The organism is Rhizobium sp. J15, assembly GCF_002531825.1.
Classification (GTDB): domain Bacteria; phylum Pseudomonadota; class Alphaproteobacteria; order Rhizobiales; family Rhizobiaceae; genus Rhizobium.
Window position 1 is genome coordinate 123,794 of sequence record NZ_NWSX01000008.1, and the last position, 18,339, is coordinate 142,132.

The following is an 18,339-nucleotide window of genomic DNA, read 5'->3' on the forward strand; positions in this document are numbered from 1 at the left end:
AGTCTATTGCTTGAGGCTGAGCGAGCCGTCGGCGACGGAATAGGAGGCGAGCTTCTGCAGGAAGCTCATGCCGACCAGCGTCGTCGTCAGCGCTTCATCCTTGAGGACGAAGGCTTCGACATCGCGGACGCGAATGCCGCCGATTTCGATCCGGTCGAGCGTCACATGCGCGGCCTTGGTCTGGCCGTTCGCGGTGTTCACGCCATAGCGGAAATCGAGCTGGCTGGCTGTGAAGCCCAGCCGGCGCGCGAGCGTCTCGTTGAGCGCGACATAGGTTGCGCCGGTATCGATCAGGCCTTGCACCGGCTTGCCGTTGATCTTGAAGCTGCCGGTATAGTGACCCTGCGCATCCGCCCGCATGCGGATCACATTGCTGCCGGAGGCGGCTGCGGGGGCTGCGGGCTTGTCGCTCTCGGTCGAGATGTAGTTGGCGGAAAGAGTGTCGGCGGGCGACTGGCCGGTGCCTGTGAAGAAGGACGGCACCTGTGTGGCGAGCACCGCGGCGATGCTGGCGAATATGACGGTACGCACGAGCATGAAACAGAAATCCTTCCTGTATAAACCCCGCTTCATGCGGGGCCTCATGCTTCCAGACTGCTAAGCCCGAAGTGCTGACAAGTTGCTAATATCGACAGGAAAAAGGCCCGGGGCGAACCGCCGGGCCTTAAAAGTCTTTCGATTTGGTAAAGGAAGGCTGAAATTACTTGGTGCCGTACATGCGGTCGCCGGCGTCGCCGAGGCCGGGCACGATATAGCCCTTCTCGTTGAGGTGGCTGTCGATCGCCGCGGTGAACACGGGAACGTCGGGATGCGCCGCGCGGAAATTGCGGATGCCTTCCGGGGCGGCAAGCAGGCAGAGGAAGCGGATATTGTGAGCGCCGCGCTCCTTGAGCTTGTCGATCGCCGCGATCGAGGAGTTGCCGGTCGCAAGCATCGGATCGACGACGATGATCAGGCGCTCGGCCACATCTTCCGGCGCCTTGAAATAATATTCGACCGGCTGCAGCGTCTCGTGGTCGCGGTAGACACCGATGTGGGAAACGCGGGCGGAAGGCACGAGGTCGAGCATGCCTTCAAGCAGCCCGTTGCCGGCGCGCAGGATCGAGGCGAAGACCAGCTTCTTGCCTTCCAGGATCGGCGATTCGATCGTCTGCAGCGGCGTCTCGATCGTTTCCATCGTCAGCTCGAGATCGCGGGTCACCTCGTAACAGAGCAGCGTGGAGATTTCGCGCAGCAGGCGCCGGAAACTTCCCGTCGATGTCTCCTTGCGCCGCATGATGGTGAGCTTGTGCTGCACAAGCGGGTGATCGATGACCGTGACGCCGTCCATGGGGAAGCCTTTCATTCTTTCTATCGAATGTTTCTTTCACGGAAATCGGCCCAACCGCAAGAGCGGAGCCGAATTTGCGCCAATCTTCCCCAACCTCCGCAGCCTTTCCCGGCAAGGAAAGGCTCTCGTCCTCAAAGGCGGGCGAGCAGAGCCTTCCGCGTCTCCTCGTCGACGAACGCCGCTTCGATTGCGGTGCGCGTCATGGCGTCGATCTCCGCATCGTCGAAGCCGAAAGCTTCGGCGGCAAGCGCATATTCCCGTTCGAGCGACGTATGGAAGAAAGGCGGATCATCCGAGCTGATCGTCACCTGCACCCCCGCTTCCTTCAGCCGGCGCAGCGGATGCGAAGCGAAATCGGGAAAGACCCGCAGCGCGATATTGGAGCCGGGGCAGACCTCGAGCACGGTGCCGAGATCGGCAAGCCGCTTCACCAGATCGAGATCCTCGATGGCGCGCACGCCATGGCCGATGCGCGCGGGACGCACGGCATCGAGCGCATCGGCGACGCTGAAGGCGCCGCAAACCTCGCCGGCATGGATGGTGAGCCCCAGGCCGGCATCGCGGGCGATATCGAAGGCACGGGCATAGTCAGCGACGCGGCCCATGCGCTCTTCGCCGGCAAGGTTGAAACCTGTTATCAAGGGATTGCCGGCCTTGGCCGCATATTCGGCAGCGCCGATCACGCTCTCTGGGCCGAAATGCCGCTCGCCGGTGACGATCAGCCGGGCCTCGATGCCGCTCTTTTCCCGAGCGCGCCGGATGCCTTCGCAGACACCCGCTATATAGGCATCGGCGCCGAGCCCGATGCGCTTGCCGTGATCGGGTGATACGATGAGCTCGCTGTAGATCGTGTTGATGGCAGCCAGTTCATCAAGATAGGTTTCGGTCAGAAGCGCATAATCTTCCTCGGTCTTGTAGACCTCCGAAACCTTGTCGTAGCATTCGAGGAAACTTGCGAAATCATGCCAGACATAGGCGCCGTCGCGCAGCTGCCCGCTGATGTCGATGCCGTATTTCCGCGCCTGCGCTTCGGTCAGGGCAGGGGGTGCCGCACCCTCCAGATGGCAGTGCAGCTCAACCTTCTTCAAATGTGATGTCACAGAAAACTCCTTCCGTGCAGCCCGGCCGGAATGCCGAGATGCCGTGCAATGCTTTCGCCGATATCGGCATAGGTGCGGCGCACGCCGATCGAACGCGACCTTATGCCGGGGCCATAGGCGATGACAGGGACGCGTTCGCGCGTATGGTCCGTGCCGCGCCAGGTCGGATCGCAGCCGTGATCGGCGGTGAGCACGACGAGGTCCCCCGGCTTCAGCTTCTTATGGACTTCGGGCAGGCGGGTGTCGAAAGCTTCCAGCGCTGCGGCATAACCCGGCACGTCGCGGCGATGGCCGTAATTCATGTCGAAATCGACGAAATTGGTGAAGACGAGATCGCCGTCCTCGGCCTCGTCGATCGCCGAAAGCGACGCATCCATCAGTGCTTCGTTGCCGGTCGCCTTGATAACCCTCGAAATGCCTTGATGGGCGAAGATATCGCCGATCTTTCCCACGGCATGCACGCGCCTGCTGTGCTCGATAAGCCGGTCGAGCAGCGTCGGTTCCGGCGGGAGCACGGAGAAGTCGCGCCGGTTTCCGGTGCGCTGGAAGGTCGAAGCCGACTGGCCGATGAAGGGCCGGGCAATGACGCGGCCGATATTGTAGGGATCGAGCAGCCCGCGGGCGATACGGCAGAAGGCAAGCAGCCGATCGAGGCCGAAATGTCCCTCATGCGCCGCAACCTGGAAGACCGAGTCCGAGGAAGTGTAGCAGATCGGCTTGCCGGTGCGGATATGCTCCTCGCCGAGACGGGCGATGATCTCGGTTCCCGAGGCATGGCAGTTGCCGAGAATGCCGGGCACATCCGCGTCTCTGCACAATGCCTCGATAAGCTCCGGCGGAAAGGCATCGCCTTCCGTCGGGAAATAACCCCAGTCGAAATTGACCGGGGTTCCCGCGATCTCCCAATGGCCTGAGGGCGTGTCCTTGCCGCGGGAGATTTCGGTGGCGGCTCCGTAAACGCCGTAGACCTTGTCCGGCAGAGGCATGCCGGCCGGAAACTGGCCGGACGCGGCCCGCGCGATATGCATCAGCCCGAGCTCGGACATATTCGGCAGGCAAAGCGGCCCGCTGCGCAGACCGGCGCGATCCCCGGCTCCGGCTGCGCAGAACTCGGCGATATGGCCGAGCGTATCGGCGCCCTCGTCGCCATAGGTTGCCGCATCCGGCGCGCCGCCGACGCCGAAGGAATCCAGAACGAAAAGAAAGGCACGCGCCATTTTTAAAACCCGAAAGACCGATCGTCGACGCCTGAGACTTCAGGAGGCGGCAGAGGCTCAGGCATATAATGCCGCGATCGGCTTGGCAAATTCGTGGAAGAGGTGAACGTCGCTCAGCAGTCGCCGCAGGGGATCGAGTCGCCTTGCCGCTGGCGATAGAAGTAGCTACGGCTGATGGTGATCGTCCTGATCCCGTCCGGCATGAAGTTCGGCGCGAACAGGAACATCGTGTAGGGAATGCTGAGTTCGGTGCGCACCAGGAAGCTGTTCGCCGTCTTCATGTCCGCCGGCACATCGGCCACGGTCGCGTTCTTGGCATAGGGCACCGTCCCGTCCTGCGCCCAGGACCAGAGCACTTTGGCGTTGGCGCCGGCGTCGATGGTAATTCCGGTGATCTTCAGCTTCAGCGACGTCGTGTTGTAGGGGACGAACATCGCGGTGGCGACCGACGGCATCTGCGCCAGCGTGCTCTTCGTCACGGATTGCTGCTGGGTGACGATGTCGGCGATCGTTCCTGCCGCACGGGTCACGCGCTTGCTGACGCTGAGGCCGATCGTAATTTCGAAAGCGCCGATATAGAGCATGATGAGCACGGGAAACAGGATCGCGAATTCGATCGCGCCGGCGCCCTTGCGCTCCCGTGCCAGTCGCCGCGCCGTCAATACAAGCCTGGTGAACGGGTTGCGCAACGCCATTAGGGATACTGCTCGTTCTGGAAGGCCGTGGTCGCGACGATCAGATATTGTGTCGGCATCGAGCCGTCGGACGGCCTTATCGTCGTGATGTAAGGCCGCACCAGATCCGTGATGATTTCCCAGCGATAATAGGCGCGTAGCATGTTGATCGTGCCGGCGCCGCCCGGCGCATATTTGAAGGCCGCCGTGTTGATGTCGGCATACTTGTCGGTCGAGAGCTTGGGAACCGTCGTCGGGATAGCCGAAAAGGTGCTGAACGTCTGCACATCCAGGTACAGTTTGCTCGGTGTCGCGACCTCGGTCGCCGAACAGCTGATCAGGATCGAGATCTCGTTGCAGAAAGCCTGACGGAACTGCGTCTGGCTCATATCGGTCGTGCGGCCGAGATTGTAGGTGATCTGGCCGGTTCGCATCCGCCGGCCCATCGTGTCGACGGCGTTGGAGACGAGTTCCTCGGCGGCGAAGGCGACGAAGGTCTCGAGGATTGCGAAGATCACCATGAAATAGGGAATGGCGAGCAGCGCGAATTCGATTGCCGCCGCACCGTCGCGCGAGCGGGCCAGCGAGCGCAATCGTGAAAGACGGAACGGCGCGAAGGCGCGCTGCTTATCCGTCTTCTGATCAATGACCGTCATTGCCTGGACCCGTGCGAGATTTTCCAGCCGTCACACTAAGGGCCGTTCGTTGATTTTCCGTTTCAGCCTGATACGACGATTTTAACGAATGGCCGAAGAAGCCGCGGCTGAGCCGATCAGGGCGAGGTGGTGGTCGTGGCCTGCTGCGCATGCTGCTCGCAGTTCGGCGTGCAGGAAAGCACCGAGCGCTCCGTCTGCCGGTAGACGCGCACCGTATTGCCCTCGTCGATCGATACCAGGATGCGCTCGTCGAGGATGGCATTGCCGTCGGCATCGAGCAGGACGAGATTAGTGGTGCCGAAGCTGCGTCCCGTCAGCACGATGGTCTTGGCGTCGGCCACTGTCGCATCGGCGACTTTGGCGTTGCCGACGATCACCTTGCTGACCGGGCGATCGAGCTTCAAGACGCGCGCGTGATCCATATAGACACGCAGCATGTCATCGTCCGCGGCCGCACAAATGCCCGAAATGCCGAAAACGGCGGCCATGCCGGCAAAGAATATAATTTTGCCGCTCGATGACATCTGGTCCTCTTTCACGATCACAGCGCAATGATGCATAGAATGGGAAAAAATGGTGAACGAAGCCTTAAGGCATTTGCTCTATGTTCTGGAATGAAGCGTAACGGTTCGCTTTGAGACGGTCACAATCGGCAGTTGTCACAACGAGAGACGGTGCCCGTTCTATTTCGGGATGATTGCAGCCACAGCCGCGCAGCATGCTCTGGAATATAGGTAAATATTTACGGACTCAGGTAAGAAAACGCTTACCCTACAAGGGCCTGTTGTCTCATTCACAGCTTGTTAACTCTTTTCTTTAAGCGGATGGAAACGCCCATTCGTTAGGTTGCAGTCATCCGATCAACGGCAACAGTTGGCGGAGGTGCTGAACATCAACTGGAGTTAGGAGTAACCATGACCAAGCTTTTTAGCCGTTTTCTGAAGGACGAATCCGGCGCGACCGCAATCGAATACGGCCTGATCGCAGCTCTCATTTCTGTCGCCCTCATTGCTGGCGCCACGACCCTCGGCGGCAAGATCGGCAACACGTTCAACGGTCTGAGCACCAAAATGACGACCGCTGAAACCGCAAGCGGCGGCTGATCTGGTTACCGCCACGCGGCGTACGGATGATACCGGCCGGATTTGTTTCGGCCGAACTTTCGAGCGGGCTCACAGGCTGAACGGCCGTGAGCCTTTTCGTGTCTTGCTATGATCGGGTAAACTCATGATCGCAGCTTCAGTTTTCGTGATACTGCCACTCTGCCTCGCCATGGCGGCGTTTTCGGATCTGTTCACCATGACGATCCCGAACCGCATTTCCCTGATCCTCATCGCCTCCTTTATCGTTCTCGCGCCGCTGTCCGGTCTTGGCCTGCAGGCGATCGGCATGCATCTTGCCGGAGGCGCCATCGTCTTTACCGCCTGCTTTGCTCTTTTTGCATTCAATGTGATGGGCGGCGGAGACGCCAAGCTGTTGAGCGCCACCGCGCTCTGGTTCGGCCTGAACGAATCCCTGCTTTTCCTCATGACAGATGTCGCGGCGGTCGGGGGCCTCGTCACCTTGCTCATCCTGGCGGTGAGAGCGCAGTCGGACACGATCCTTGCCATCGGCCTGCCGGTGCCGAACTCGGTTCTGCTTGCCAAGAAGATTCCTTACGGCATCGCCATTGCGATCGGCGGCTTCATGGCCTTCCCGTCCTCGCCGCTTTTCCTGGCCGCGCTTGAAAGCCTGAAATAACGGCATTTTAAATGCCCGTTAACTTAAAATGTAAGTGTTCCATTAACCATAATTATACCAATTCCTGAGCATTCTGCAGGGCGAACATATCGTGCCCTGAGGAATGACCGATGAAACCGGCCCGCGTTATAATTCTAGGTGTTGCCTTGGTGGCAGCCGGTCTTGCCGGTTTCTTGGCGATGCAAATGGCGGGCAACCCTGACGTCGTTACCCAGGTGCAGTCGGTCGTCGAGAAGGAACCGACCGTCAACGTCCTCGTCTCGAGCCGCACTCTGCCGGTTGGCGAAAGGCTGGACGAGAAGGCGGTCCATTGGATGGCCTGGCCGCAGGACGGCGTCGTCCAGGGGCTGATCACCGAAGCCGAAAAGCCGGATGCGATCAAGGATCTGCAGGGCGCCGTCGTGCGTCTTCCGATCTTCGAAGGCGAACCGATCCGGCCGGAAAAGGTCGCAGATTCCAACAGTCGCATCCTGTCCTCACTGCTGCCGGCCGGCAAGCGCGCGGTGGCGACCGAGATATCGGTGGCGACGGGCGCCGGTGGTTTCATCCTGCCGAACGACCGCGTCGACGTCATCATGGTCCGCAAGGGCACCGAGGCCAACAAGCTCATCACCGAAACCGTGCTGAGCAATGTCCGCGTTCTCGCCATCGACCAGCAGATTCAGGAAAACCCGGATGGTTCGAAGGCGGTGGTCGGCACGACCGCGACGCTGGAGCTGACCCCGGATCAGACGAAGGTTCTCGCTGTCGCCCAGCAGATGGCGGACCGGCTGTCGCTTGCGCTGCGCTCGGTCGCCGATGCGCAGGAGCAGGATACCAGTGCGGCGGATTATCTGCTGAGCGGCGATAACGGCAGTGCGATCATCCAGGTCATCAAGTCGGGCACCATCGTCACGGATGCCGGCAGCGCGCCGAAGGCGGAGTAAGAGGACGTGCAAATGAGCAATTCAACGCGGCGCGCCAAGCTTCTCCTGACAGGCTGCATCTCGCTGGCAATCGGCGTCTCCGGCGTGACGCCGGTGCCGCTTCTCGGTATAGGCGGGGCGCTGGCCGACTCCGATAGCCTGGTCCGCATCTCGCAGACCGGCCCCAATGCCCATCGCCGGCTGAAGCTCGGGCTCAACAAGGCTGTCGTCGTCGATCTGCCGGAGGATGCGCACGATATCCTCGTCTCCGATCCCACCATGGCTGATGCGGTGACCCGCACCTCGCGGCGCATTTATCTGTTCGGCAAAAAGGTCGGTCAGACGAATATCTTCGTCTTCGGCAGTGACGGGCAGGAGATCGTCAATCTCGACATCGAGATCGAGCGCGACGTTTCCGGCCTCGAAGTCAACCTCCGCCGCTTCATTCCCGACTCCAACATCAATGTCGAAATCGTCTCCGACAACATCGTGCTCACCGGCACCGTACGCACGCCGCAGGATGCGACGCAGGCGGCCGATCTGGCGCAGGTCTTCCTGAAAGGCGGCGAAGCGACGACGAGAACCGAGACGGCATCCGGCACCGGCGGCGACAGCTCCGTGGCGCTCTTTGCCGAAGGCCGCCAGGCCTCGCAGGTCGTCAACCTGCTGCAGATCCAGGGCGAGGATCAGGTCACCCTCAAGGTGACGATCGCCGAGGTCCGGCGTGAGGTGCTGAAGCAGCTCGGCTTCGACAATCTCGTCTCCAATTCCTCCGGCATGACGGTCGCCCAGCTCGGCACCCCTTCCGCCGACAGCGCGACGGCGACTGTCGGTGGCGGCCTGGCGGCCCTCTTCAAGAGCTCGATCGGCAAATACGACATCTCAACCTACCTCAACGCGCTCGAGCAGGCGAAGGTCGTCAAGACGCTCGCCGAACCGACACTGACGGCGATATCGGGCCAGGCCGCGACCTTTAATTCCGGCGGCCAGCAGCTTTATTCGACGACCGACAGCGACGGCAATGTCACCGTTGTTCCCTTCAACTACGGCATCAACCTCGCCTTCAAGCCGGTCGTGCTGTCATCGGGACGCATTGCTCTTGAAATCAAGACCAATGTTTCCGAACCTGTGGCCGGCAGCGGCAACGCCACCTATCAACGCCGTTCGGCCGAAACCTCGGTGGAACTGCCCTCGGGCGGCTCGATCGCGCTCGCCGGCCTCATCCGCGACAACGTTTCCCAGACGATGGGCGGCACGCCCGGCGTCTCGAAGATCCCGCTGCTCGGCACGCTCTTCCGCCAGAAGGGCTTCGAGCGTCAGGAAACCGAGCTCGTCATCATCGCGACGCCCTATCTGGTGCGCCCGGTGGCGCGCAACCAGCTCAACCGGCCGGACGATAATTTCAGCCCCGAGAACGACGGTGCAACCTTCTTCCTCAACCGTGTGAACAAGGTCTATGGCCGCCGCGAGGCGCCTGTCGCCGACGCGCAGTTCCACGGCTCGATCGGGTTCATCTACAAATGAGCGGGGTGCGATCGGCAGCAATGGCACAGAACAGAGATCAGGCGATGGCCCATAAGAATGCGACGACACCCCGCCTCGGAATCTCCAAGGCGCTTCTTGCCACGGCCCTCGTTTCGGCGGCCGTCCTTTCCGGATGCGCCGGCCCGCACGACCAGCTGACGACCGGCGGCATCCCTGACGATTATCGCGCCCGCCATCCGATCATCGTCACCGAGGCGGAGCAGACGGTGGATATCCCCGTTGCCTCGACCGACCGCCGCCTGACCATCGCCCAGCGCGATCTCATCCGCGGCTTTGCCGCAAACTATATCTCACGCGCGTCGGGCCCGGTTTACGTCATGTCGCCGCAAGGCTCGCCCAATTCGGCAGCGGCCTATCAGCTGCGCAATCAGGTCCGCGCCGAGCTGGCGGCGAGAGGGATCGCAAGCTCGAAGATCGTCAACACCTCCTATACCGCCGCCGGTGTCGGCGATGCGGCGCCTATCCGCCTGAGCTTTACCGGTACGACCGCGGTCACCACGCAATGCGGCCAGTGGCCCAAGGATATCTCCGACGATTTCACCAACCAGAATTATTATAATTTCGGTTGCGCCTCGCAGAATAACCTCGCCGCCCAGATTGCCAACCCGGAAGACCTGATTGCGCCTCGCGGCATGACGCCGATCGATGCTCAGCGGCGCAACAACGCCATCCAGGAATATCGGACGACCACATCGACGATCGAAGACGTCGGCGACAGCAGCAGCGGATTCTGAGACGGAACGGGACGATGAGCGCGATCGAATACGAAATCAGGAACCCGAGCGAGCTTCGCCACGCCGAGGAGGCGGTGCGCATGGCGGATCTGGAAAACATGCGGCCGCTGCCGCGCATCTCCGTTCACGCCTTCTGCGAGAGCGAAGCGCTGCAACATGTCATGGAGCGCTGCGCCAATGACCGGCGTATGGCGAAGGTCAGCTTGCGCATCACCAGCGGCGGCATAGCCGCTGCCGCCAACATGTTTTCAGGCGCCCCGACGCCGAACCTGATCATCCTGGAGACCAAGGCCAGTTCCGGAAGCCTGCTCGGCGAACTCGCGCCGCTCGCCGCCGTCTGCGATCCCAGCACCAAGGTCGTCATCGTCGGCTATTACAATGATATCGGGCTCTATCGCGAACTCATCCGCAACGGCATTTCCGAATATATGGTCCAGCCGGTCGCCATGCCCGACATCCTGACGGCAATGGCTTCGATCTTCGTCGACCCCGAGGCCGAGCCGCTCGGCCGCAGCATCGCCTTCATCGGCTCGAAAGGCGGCACCGGCGCCTCGACCGTGGCGCATAACTGTGCCTTCGGCATTTCCAATCTCTTCTCCACCGAGACGATCCTCGCCGATCTCGACCTGCCTTACGGCACGGCGAACATCGACTTCGACCAGGATCCGGCGCAGGGCATCGCCGAAGCGGTCTACGCGCCCGATCGTCTCGACGAAGTCTTCCTCGATCGCCTGCTGACGAAATGCTCCGAGCATCTGTCCCTGCTTGCGGCGCCCTCGCTGCTCGACCGCGCCTATGATTTCGACGGCCAGGCCTTCCAGCCGGTGCTCGACGTCCTGCAGCGCAGCGCGCCCGTCACCGTGCTCGACGTTCCGCATGCATGGTCGGAATGGACCCGTTCGGTGCTGTCGAGTGTCGACGAGGTGGTTCTCTGCGCGGTGCCCGACCTCGCCAACTTGCGCAACGCCAAAAACATGCTGGACGCGCTGCGAAAGATGCGCCCGAATGACAAGCCGCCGCATCTGGTCCTCAATCAGGTCGGCATGCCGAAGCGGCCGGAGATTTCCCCGTCGGACTTCTGCGAGCCGCTCGAGATCGACCCGATCGCCATCATTCCCTTCGACATCAACCTCTTCGGCAACGCCGCCAACAGCGGCCGGATGATTTCAGAGGTCGATCCGAAGTCGCCGACGGCGGAAACCTTTTCGCAGATATCGCATATCGTCACCGGCCGCGTCGCGATCAGGAAGGCGAAGAAGGGCGGCCTGCTTGGCCTCCTGAAGCGTAAGTAGACGAATAGAAAGAAGAAGCGGCATGTTTGGAAAACGCGGAAACGAAGGTTTCGGAAAGGCCGGAGGCACGATCGCTCCTCCGCCGCCGGCTCCGGCCGCCGCCCCCGCGGCTTCCTCTCCTGCCGTCCTCGTCGAACCTTCGCGCGAACCCGCGCGCCAGCAGGTGACGCCGCCGCCGATGCAGGCGCCGCAGCGCAAGCGCCCGGTTCGCACCGACGAATATTACGACACCAAGGCGCAGGTCTTTTCCGCGCTGATCGACACGATCGATCTCTCGCAGCTTTCCAAGCTCGACGGCGAAAGCGCGCGCGAGGAAATCCGCGACATCGTCAACGACATCATCACCATCAAGAATTTTGCGATGTCGATCTCCGAGCAGGAAGAGCTGCTCGAGGATATCTGTAACGACGTCCTGGGTTACGGCCCGCTGGAGCCCTTGCTGGCGCGCGACGACATCGCCGACATCATGGTCAACGGCGCCGGCCAGACCTTCATCGAAGTCGGCGGCAAGACGATCGAATCGGAAATCCGCTTCCGCGACAATGCGCAGCTTCTCTCCATCTGCCAGCGCATCGTCAGCCAGGTCGGCCGCCGTGTGGACGAATCGAGCCCGATCTGCGACGCCCGCCTGCCCGATGGTTCGCGCGTCAACGTCATCGCACCGCCGCTGTCGATCGACGGGCCGGCGCTGACGATCCGCAAATTCAAGAAGGACAAGCTGACGCTCGATCAGCTCGTCCGCTTCGGCGCGATCACCCCGGAAGGCGCGACCGTGCTGCAGATCATCGGGCGCGTGCGCTGCAATGTCATTATCTCGGGCGGTACGGGCTCGGGTAAGACGACGCTGCTGAACTGCCTCACCAATTACATCGACAGGGACGAGCGCGTCATCACCTGTGAGGATACGGCCGAACTGCAGCTGCAGCAGCCGCATGTCGTGCGTCTCGAAACGCGCCCGCCGAACATCGAAGGCGAGGGCGAGATCACCATGCGCGATCTCGTCAAGAACTGCCTGCGTATGCGCCCCGAACGCATCATCGTCGGCGAAGTGCGCGGACCCGAAGTCTTCGACCTGCTGCAGGCAATGAACACCGGCCACGACGGCTCGATGGGCACGATCCACGCCAACACCCCGCGCGAATGCCTGAGCCGTATCGAATCCATGATCGCCATGGGCGGCTTTACGCTGCCGGCAAAGACGGTGCGCGAGATCATCTCCACCTCCGTCGACGTCATCATTCAGGCGGCGCGCCTTCGTGACGGTTCGCGCCGCATTACCCAGATCACCGAGGTGATCGGCATGGAAGGCGACGTCATCATCACCCAGGACCTGATGCGCTATGAGATCGAAGGCGAGGATGCGGGCGGCCGGCTGATCGGCCGGCACATGTCCACCGGCGTCGGCAAGCCGCATTTCTGGGATCGCGCGCGTTATTTCAACGAAGAAAAGCGCCTTGCAGCCGCCCTCGACGCAATGGAAGCGAAAACCAAGGATTAGGGTGATGTTCGGGTTCGATCCGATAGTCCTGGCAATCGTCGTGCTCGCCGCCGTCGCGGCGGCGGCGGTCGCCTATGCCCTGCTGTTTTCGCGGATCGAGGCCGACAAGAAATCGGCAAGCCGTATCAACCGCGTCAAATCGGCTGAAGTCGACCGGGTCAAGGTCAAGGCTGCCCGCGACCGCGTGCAGGAATTGTCGAAGCGCCGCAAGTCGGTGCAGGACAATCTGAAGGATCTGGAAAAGCGCCAGAACGAAAAGACCAAGAAGACCCTGTCGCTGAAATCCCGGCTGGTGCAGGCCGGCTTGTCGATCACGCTGACGCAGTTCTATCTCTTCAGCGCCATCTTCGCCTCGGTGCTGCTGCTCATGGCTTTCATCATCGGCGCGTCGTGGATGGTCCTGGCCGGCATCGCCGTCGTCGCCGGGCTCGGTCTGCCGCGCTGGATCGTCGGCTTCCTGATCAAGCGCCGCCAGAACAAGTTCCTCAACGAGTTCCCCAACGCACTCGACGTCATCACCCGTTCGATCAAATCCGGCCTGCCGCTCAACGATGCGATCCGTCTCATCGCGACCGAAGGCGTAGAGCCGGTCAAGAGCGAGTTCCGTCGGGTCATCGAGGCGCAGCAGGTGGGACTGAGCATTCCCGACGCCTGCGCCCGCATGACGAACCAGATGCCGCTCCAGGAAGTCAACTTCTTCGCCATCGTCATCGCCATTCAGTCCCAGGCCGGCGGCAATCTCTCGGAAGCGATCGGCAATCTCTCGAAGGTCCTGCGCGATCGCCGGAAGATGAAGGCCAAGGTTTCGGCGCTCTCCATGGAAGCCAAGGCATCGGCTGTTATCATCGGCGCTCTGCCTTTCATCGTCGCGAGCCTCGTCTACCTCACCTCGCCGAATTACATGATGGTGCTTTTCACCGACCCTCGCGGCCATTTCATCATGGGCGTTTCGGCGATCTGGATGTCGATCGGCATTTTCGTCATGCGCAACATGGTCAATTTTGACATTTAGCGGGAAGGAAGCACCATGTCGCAGGACCTTGCCGCAACGCTGACCAATCCGAGCATGCTGATTGCCGTTTTCGTCGCGATCGCGGTTTTCGCCACGTTTTACACGATCGCCATTCCTTTCTTCGAGCGTGGCGATCTCAACAAACGCATGAAGGCCGTGTCGACCGAGCGCGAACAGATCCGCGCCCGCGAACGCGCCCGGATGAACGCGGAACCCGGCGTCGGCAAGGCGTCGCTGAGGACCCAGAACAGCCGCCCGGTCCGCCAGATCGTCGAGCGCTTCAACCTGCGCAAGGCGCTCGTCGACGAGAATACGGTCAACAAGCTCAAGTCAGCCGGTTTCCGCTCGGAAAATGCTCTGAATACCTTCCTCGCGGCGCGTTTCCTGCTGCCCTTCCTTTTCCTGGCGCTTGCCGCCTTCTGGGTCTTCGGTCTCGGCGGGCTGGCCGATCGCGGCATGCCCATGCGCTTCTTGGCCGTCATCGGTATCGGATATCTCGGCTTCTATGCGCCGAACATCTATATCTCGAACCGCGTGACCAAGCGTCAGCATTCGATCAAGCGCGCCTGGCCGGATGCGCTGGATCTGATGCTGATCTGCGTTGAGTCCGGCATCTCGATCGAGGCGGCGATGCGCCGCGTGTCCGAAGAACTCGGGGAGCAGTCGCCGCCGCTCGCCGAGGAGATGGTGCTGACCACGGCCGAGCTCTCCTTCCTGCCCGATCGCCGCGTGGCGCTCGAAAATCTCGCCACGCGCACGCAGCTCGAGCTGGTGCGTTCGGTGACCCAGGCGCTGATCCAGGCGGACCGTTACGGCACCCCCATCGCGCAGGCTTTGCGCGTTCTCGCCCAGGAAGGCCGCGACGAGCGCATGAACGAAGCGGAAAAGAAGGCAGCCGCGCTGCCGCCGAAGCTGACGGTGCCGATGATCCTGTTCTTCCTGCCGGTGCTGATCGCCGTCATTCTCGGCCCGGCCGGCATCCAGGTGGCCGACAGGTTCTGACGGTTATTCCGGCGCCGCAAGCGGGCGCCGCGACATCGAAGACCCAACCTGCGTGACCGGCGCCGGCATAGCTGATAGATAGGATGGATGATCACCGGCAGGCGCGGATGCACTCCAGCCCCCGGCTTTCATCCGGTCTCGAAAGAGAGGTTTCGATGTCTTCCGCAGGCATTTTCATCAGCATCATGGCAGCCTTGATCGTCGGCGCGATGAGCCCGGGCCCGAGCTTCGTCGTCGTTTCCCGGATTGCCATCTCCCGTTCGAGGCTGGACGGGCTTGCGGCTGCGTTGGGCATGGGCGCCGGCGGCGTGGTTTTTGCCGTGCTGGCGCTCGCCGGTCTGACGGCGCTGCTGTCGCAGTTCGAATGGCTCTATGTGCTGCTCAAGGTCGCTGGCGGCGCCTATCTTGTCTATATCGCCGTCAATATCTGGAAGGGTGCGGGCGAACCGCTCGAAGTTTCCGACGCCGTCAATGGCCATAGTGCCCCTCTGCGCAGCTTCGTGACCGCATTGCTGACGCAGCTCAGCAACCCGAAGACCATCATCGTCTATGCCAGCCTTTTTGCGGCATTGCTGCCGAGGGAAGTGCCGCTCGATCTGGTCGTCGCGCTGCCGCTCGGCGTCTTTGCGGTGGAGGCGGGGTGGTATTCGATCGTGGCGCTCGCCTTTTCGGCCCGCCATCCGCGACGGCTCTATCTCCACGCCAAGGGCTGGATCGACCGGGCCGCGGGCGCCGTCATGGGCGGCCTTGGCCTGCGTCTCATTCTTTCGGGCCTCAGCGTCCGCTGAACACTATTTAGTTGGTATTGCCGCCATCCGCGGCGCCCGGCGTCTTGTCCTTGGCGGCGAGCTTTTGCCAGGAGTTCTGCTGCGAGAGCATGCTTCTGAGATAGGCGACGTTGGCATCGGCCTGCTGCGGCGAAAGTTCGCGCCGCGCGATCTGCTCGGCCTCGGGGAAGCGTCCCTGCAGGCCGACGACGAGGGCAAGATTCTGCCTGACGCGGCTGTCGGCGGTCGGCTGGCTGGCGGCGGACCGCAGATAGGTTTCGGCCGTGCGCAGGTCGCCGGTCAGCACGTAGGACATGCCGAGGTTGGACAGGATGGAGGGTTCGTTCGGCTGGATGTCGAGTGCGTCGCGATATCGCTTCCTGGCGTCGGTTGCCTTGCCCATCTGGTCGAGGATCGCGCCTTCGGCCGAGATCAGCCGCCAGTCCGGACGGTCGGGCGTCTGGGCGCGGCCGATCGTGTTGAGCGCCTGCTCGAACTGGCCGGCGGCGGCCTGCGCCTTGCCATAGGCGGCCAGGACGTTGCGGTCGCCGGGATTGGCGATCGCCACCTGCTGCATGACGGCGAGCGCCTGGGCATCGCGCCCGTTCATGCGCAGCAGATTGGCATAATTGACGCCGTTGACGGGATCGCGCGGGTTCTTCTCATAGGCCTGGCCGAGCCGGTCCGTCGCCGAGCGCAGCTCGGTCGCGTCCATCTCTTCGACCGGCTTGGTGATCTTCGGCACCGAACCCGTCGTCATCCGGTCCTTGGTGGTCGAGCAGCCGGCAAGCGCCAGGACGACCAGCGATGCCGCGGCACCCTGCAGGATACGATTGGTGAATGTGGTGGTGAGCGAGGCAGGCATGACGCGTTCCCGGATTCCAAAAATCGGCGCCTGACCTCGAACGCGGAACAGGGAAAGGTTTGACGCAATCTTCACTCCAGCAATAGTCTGTTAACCCTAACAGACCGTTAAGGAGTGATTCCTGACGACCGCCGAAGGACAATCATGGCCCCCTATCAGTTTATCGAGAGACCGACCCCCTTCAACACGAAGGGCGGATCGACGCTGCCGATCTTTGCCGTCACCCCCGCCCATATCGAAACCGGCACGATCGATCCGATCGCGCTCGACTGGGCGAAAAAGGCAGGGTTCAAGGCCGAAAGCGGATCGCTGCTGCTGATCCCCACGGCCGAAGGCCATCTTGGCGGCGCGCTTTACGGTCTCGGCATCAATCCGTCCGAACTGCCTTACATCACCGGCAGGCTGGCGCGTGCGCTGCCGGCCGGCGACTGGCACATCGAGACCGCGCCGCTGACGGCAAATCGCCTGGCCCTCGGCTTCGGCCTCGGCAGCTATCGTTTCGACCGCTATAAATCCGAGAAATCGACGGCGGCGACGCTGATGATCCCCCGGGATGCCGACGCCGCCGATATCAAGCGCCAGCTCGCCGGCGTCTTTCTCGCCCGCGACCTCATCAATACACCGACCAACGATATGGGGCCGGAGCAGCTCGAAGCCGCTTTCCGCGGGCTCGCCCAGCATTACAAGGCGGAGATGTCGGTCATATCGGGCGATGATCTGCTCAAGCAGAATTTCCCGCTGGTCCACACCGTCGGCCGCGCCAGCGCCGATGCGCCACGCCTTCTCGAATTGCGCTGGGGCAAGAAGGGCCATCGCAAGGTGACCCTCGTCGGCAAGGGCGTCTGCTTCGATACCGGCGGTCTCGACATCAAGCCAGCCGCCTCCATGCTGCTGATGAAGAAGGATATGGGCGGCGCGGCCAATGTCATGGGCCTTGCCCTGATGATCATGGACGCCAAGCTGAAGGTCGATCTGCGCGTCATCGTCCCGGTCGTCGAAAATGCGATCTCGTCCAATGCCTTCCGTCCCGGCGACATCTACCGCAGCCGCAAGGGGCTGACCGTCCAGATCGACAATACCGACGCCGAAGGCCGGCTGATCCTTGCCGACGCGCTTGCCTATGCCGACGAGGAGGAGCCCGACCTGCTGATCGACATGGCGACGCTGACGGGGGCTGCCCGCGTCGCGCTCGGCCCGGATCTGCCGCCCTTCTTCACCGACGACGCCAATCTGGCGCATGACCTGACCGAGGCGAGCCTCGAAACCGACGATCCGATCTGGCGCCTGCCGCTCTACGCCGGCTACGAAAAGGATATCCGCACCAAATTCGCCGACCTGACAAACGCCCCGGCCGGCGGCATGGCGGGGGCGATTACGGCCGCACTCTTCCTCAAGCGTTTCGTCAGCAAGACGAAGAGCTGGGCGCATTTCGATATTTACGGCTGGGCCCAGTCCGAGCGGCCGCACTCACCGGGCGGCGGCGAGGCGCAGGCGATTCGCGCGCTCTTCCACCATATTCGCCAGGCCGTGAGATAGAGCGATCGTTAAAATTTTATTCACCCTGACAGGCGGCAGTTTCTGCCGCCCCTTGCATGTGCATGGCAACTGCCGGAAAATGGAACGCTAGCGTAACGATTTTCCGGAGGGGCCGTGCCGATCGAACTGACCGCCTCGCAGGCCCTGGGGCTCTGGCATGGCGTGGCGCTCGATCAGGTGCGCCACGATGACCGCGATTTGACGTTGCGCCAGATGGCGATCCTGCTGCATATTTATCTGGTGCCGCCGCCGCACACGGTACGCGGGCTTGCCGCCACGCTCGGCGTCACCAAGCCGGTCATTACCCGCGCGCTCGATACGATGGGCGAGATGGGCCTGGTCGATCGCGTGCGCGATGACGCCGACCGGCGCAACGTGATCATCAAGCGCACCGTCGGCGGCGCGCTTTATCTGGAAAAGCTCGGCGATCTCGTCCGCGATCAGGGTCGCAGACTGCCGATCTGAA

20 protein-coding genes are annotated in these 18,339 nt (G+C 62.2%); 12 read left to right on the forward strand and 8 right to left on the reverse strand.

Going from position 1 to position 18,339, the window contains the following annotated elements:
• Window positions 1–3: 3 nt before the first annotated feature.
• The 7 genes from CO670_RS09700 to CO670_RS09730 form a co-directional block, all read right to left on the reverse strand.
• Window positions 4–573: a TIGR02281 family clan AA aspartic protease gene (locus CO670_RS09700; protein WP_097590041.1), complete on the reverse strand. Its 570-nt coding sequence runs from the start codon at window positions 571–573 to the stop codon at window positions 4–6.
• A gap of 127 nt (window positions 574–700) precedes the next feature.
• The gene (gene upp / locus CO670_RS09705; protein ID WP_004674949.1) at window positions 701–1,330 is read right to left on the reverse strand and encodes a uracil phosphoribosyltransferase; all 630 of its coding nucleotides are present in this window, start codon (window positions 1,328–1,330) and stop codon (window positions 701–703) included.
• A 131-nt stretch (window positions 1,331–1,461) separates the two neighbouring features.
• Window positions 1,462–2,430, reverse strand: coding sequence for an adenosine deaminase (locus CO670_RS09710; protein ID WP_097590042.1), 969 nt, complete (start codon window positions 2,428–2,430; stop codon window positions 1,462–1,464).
• Window positions 2,427–3,647, reverse strand: a complete 1,221-nt coding sequence (locus tag CO670_RS09715; RefSeq protein ID WP_097590043.1) for a phosphopentomutase — start codon at window positions 3,645–3,647, stop codon at window positions 2,427–2,429. The genes CO670_RS09710 and CO670_RS09715 overlap by 4 nt, the downstream gene beginning before the upstream one ends.
• A gap of 113 nt (window positions 3,648–3,760) precedes the next feature.
• On the reverse strand, window positions 3,761–4,342 hold the full coding sequence (locus CO670_RS09720; protein WP_097590044.1) for a TadE/TadG family type IV pilus assembly protein: 582 nt from the start codon (window positions 4,340–4,342) through the stop codon (window positions 3,761–3,763).
• The gene (locus tag CO670_RS09725) at window positions 4,342–4,977 is read right to left on the reverse strand and encodes a TadE/TadG family type IV pilus assembly protein (RefSeq protein WP_097590045.1); all 636 of its coding nucleotides are present in this window, start codon (window positions 4,975–4,977) and stop codon (window positions 4,342–4,344) included. Before CO670_RS09725 ends, CO670_RS09720 begins: the two co-directional genes overlap by 1 nt.
• Window positions 4,978–5,093: 116 nt before the next feature.
• A complete protein-coding gene (locus CO670_RS09730) occupies window positions 5,094–5,501 on the reverse strand; it encodes a pilus assembly protein N-terminal domain-containing protein (RefSeq protein ID WP_097590046.1) in 408 nt (135 codons plus the stop codon).
• Window positions 5,502–5,891: 390 nt separating this feature from the next.
• On the opposite strand from CO670_RS09730, the gene CO670_RS09735 reads away from it, so the two are divergent.
• The 10 genes from CO670_RS09735 (at window position 5,892) to CO670_RS09780 (ending at window position 15,493) form a co-directional block, all read left to right on the forward strand.
• Window positions 5,892–6,080, forward strand: a complete 189-nt coding sequence (locus tag CO670_RS09735) for a Flp family type IVb pilin (RefSeq protein ID WP_088676474.1) — start codon at window positions 5,892–5,894, stop codon at window positions 6,078–6,080.
• A gap of 124 nt (window positions 6,081–6,204) precedes the next feature.
• Complete coding sequence (locus tag CO670_RS09740; RefSeq protein WP_097590047.1) at window positions 6,205–6,717, forward strand: prepilin peptidase; 513 nt, start codon at window positions 6,205–6,207, stop codon at window positions 6,715–6,717.
• 110 nt (window positions 6,718–6,827) lie between these two features.
• Window positions 6,828–7,643, forward strand: coding sequence for a Flp pilus assembly protein CpaB (gene cpaB / locus CO670_RS09745; RefSeq protein ID WP_097590048.1), 816 nt, complete (start codon window positions 6,828–6,830; stop codon window positions 7,641–7,643).
• Between the two features lie 12 nt (window positions 7,644–7,655).
• Window positions 7,656–9,146, forward strand: a complete 1,491-nt coding sequence (locus CO670_RS09750; RefSeq protein ID WP_097590049.1) for a type II and III secretion system protein family protein — start codon at window positions 7,656–7,658, stop codon at window positions 9,144–9,146.
• Window positions 9,143–9,901 carry a CpaD family pilus assembly protein gene (locus tag CO670_RS09755; RefSeq protein WP_097590050.1) on the forward strand — a complete coding sequence of 253 codons (759 nt, stop codon included), beginning with the start codon at window positions 9,143–9,145 and terminating at the stop codon, window positions 9,899–9,901. The genes CO670_RS09750 and CO670_RS09755 overlap by 4 nt, the downstream gene beginning before the upstream one ends.
• Before the next feature lie 14 nt (window positions 9,902–9,915).
• A complete protein-coding gene (locus tag CO670_RS09760; RefSeq protein WP_097590051.1) occupies window positions 9,916–11,193 on the forward strand; it encodes a CpaE family protein in 1,278 nt (425 codons plus the stop codon).
• 22 nt (window positions 11,194–11,215) lie between these two features.
• Entirely contained in the window at window positions 11,216–12,691 is a 1,476-nt protein-coding gene (locus CO670_RS09765) for a CpaF family protein (protein WP_088676480.1), read from the forward strand.
• Window positions 12,692–12,695: 4 nt separating this feature from the next.
• Window positions 12,696–13,703: a type II secretion system F family protein gene (locus tag CO670_RS09770; RefSeq protein WP_097590052.1), complete on the forward strand. Its 1,008-nt coding sequence runs from the start codon at window positions 12,696–12,698 to the stop codon at window positions 13,701–13,703.
• 15 nt (window positions 13,704–13,718) lie between these two features.
• The gene (locus CO670_RS09775) at window positions 13,719–14,705 is read left to right on the forward strand and encodes a type II secretion system F family protein (RefSeq protein WP_097590053.1); all 987 of its coding nucleotides are present in this window, start codon (window positions 13,719–13,721) and stop codon (window positions 14,703–14,705) included.
• 155 nt (window positions 14,706–14,860) lie between these two features.
• Entirely contained in the window at window positions 14,861–15,493 is a 633-nt protein-coding gene (locus CO670_RS09780; protein ID WP_097590054.1) for a LysE family translocator, read from the forward strand.
• 7 nt (window positions 15,494–15,500) lie between these two features.
• Here the strand turns inward: CO670_RS09780 and CO670_RS09785 are convergent, their stop codons facing one another.
• Window positions 15,501–16,337, reverse strand: coding sequence for a tetratricopeptide repeat protein (locus CO670_RS09785; RefSeq protein WP_097590055.1), 837 nt, complete (start codon window positions 16,335–16,337; stop codon window positions 15,501–15,503).
• A gap of 144 nt (window positions 16,338–16,481) precedes the next feature.
• On the opposite strand from CO670_RS09785, the gene CO670_RS09790 reads away from it, so the two are divergent.
• A complete protein-coding gene (locus CO670_RS09790) occupies window positions 16,482–17,873 on the forward strand; it encodes a M17 family metallopeptidase (protein ID WP_097590056.1) in 1,392 nt (463 codons plus the stop codon).
• A gap of 114 nt (window positions 17,874–17,987) precedes the next feature.
• The gene (locus tag CO670_RS09795; protein WP_088676486.1) at window positions 17,988–18,338 is read left to right on the forward strand and encodes a MarR family winged helix-turn-helix transcriptional regulator; all 351 of its coding nucleotides are present in this window, start codon (window positions 17,988–17,990) and stop codon (window positions 18,336–18,338) included.
• Window position 18,339 lies beyond the last annotated feature (1 nt).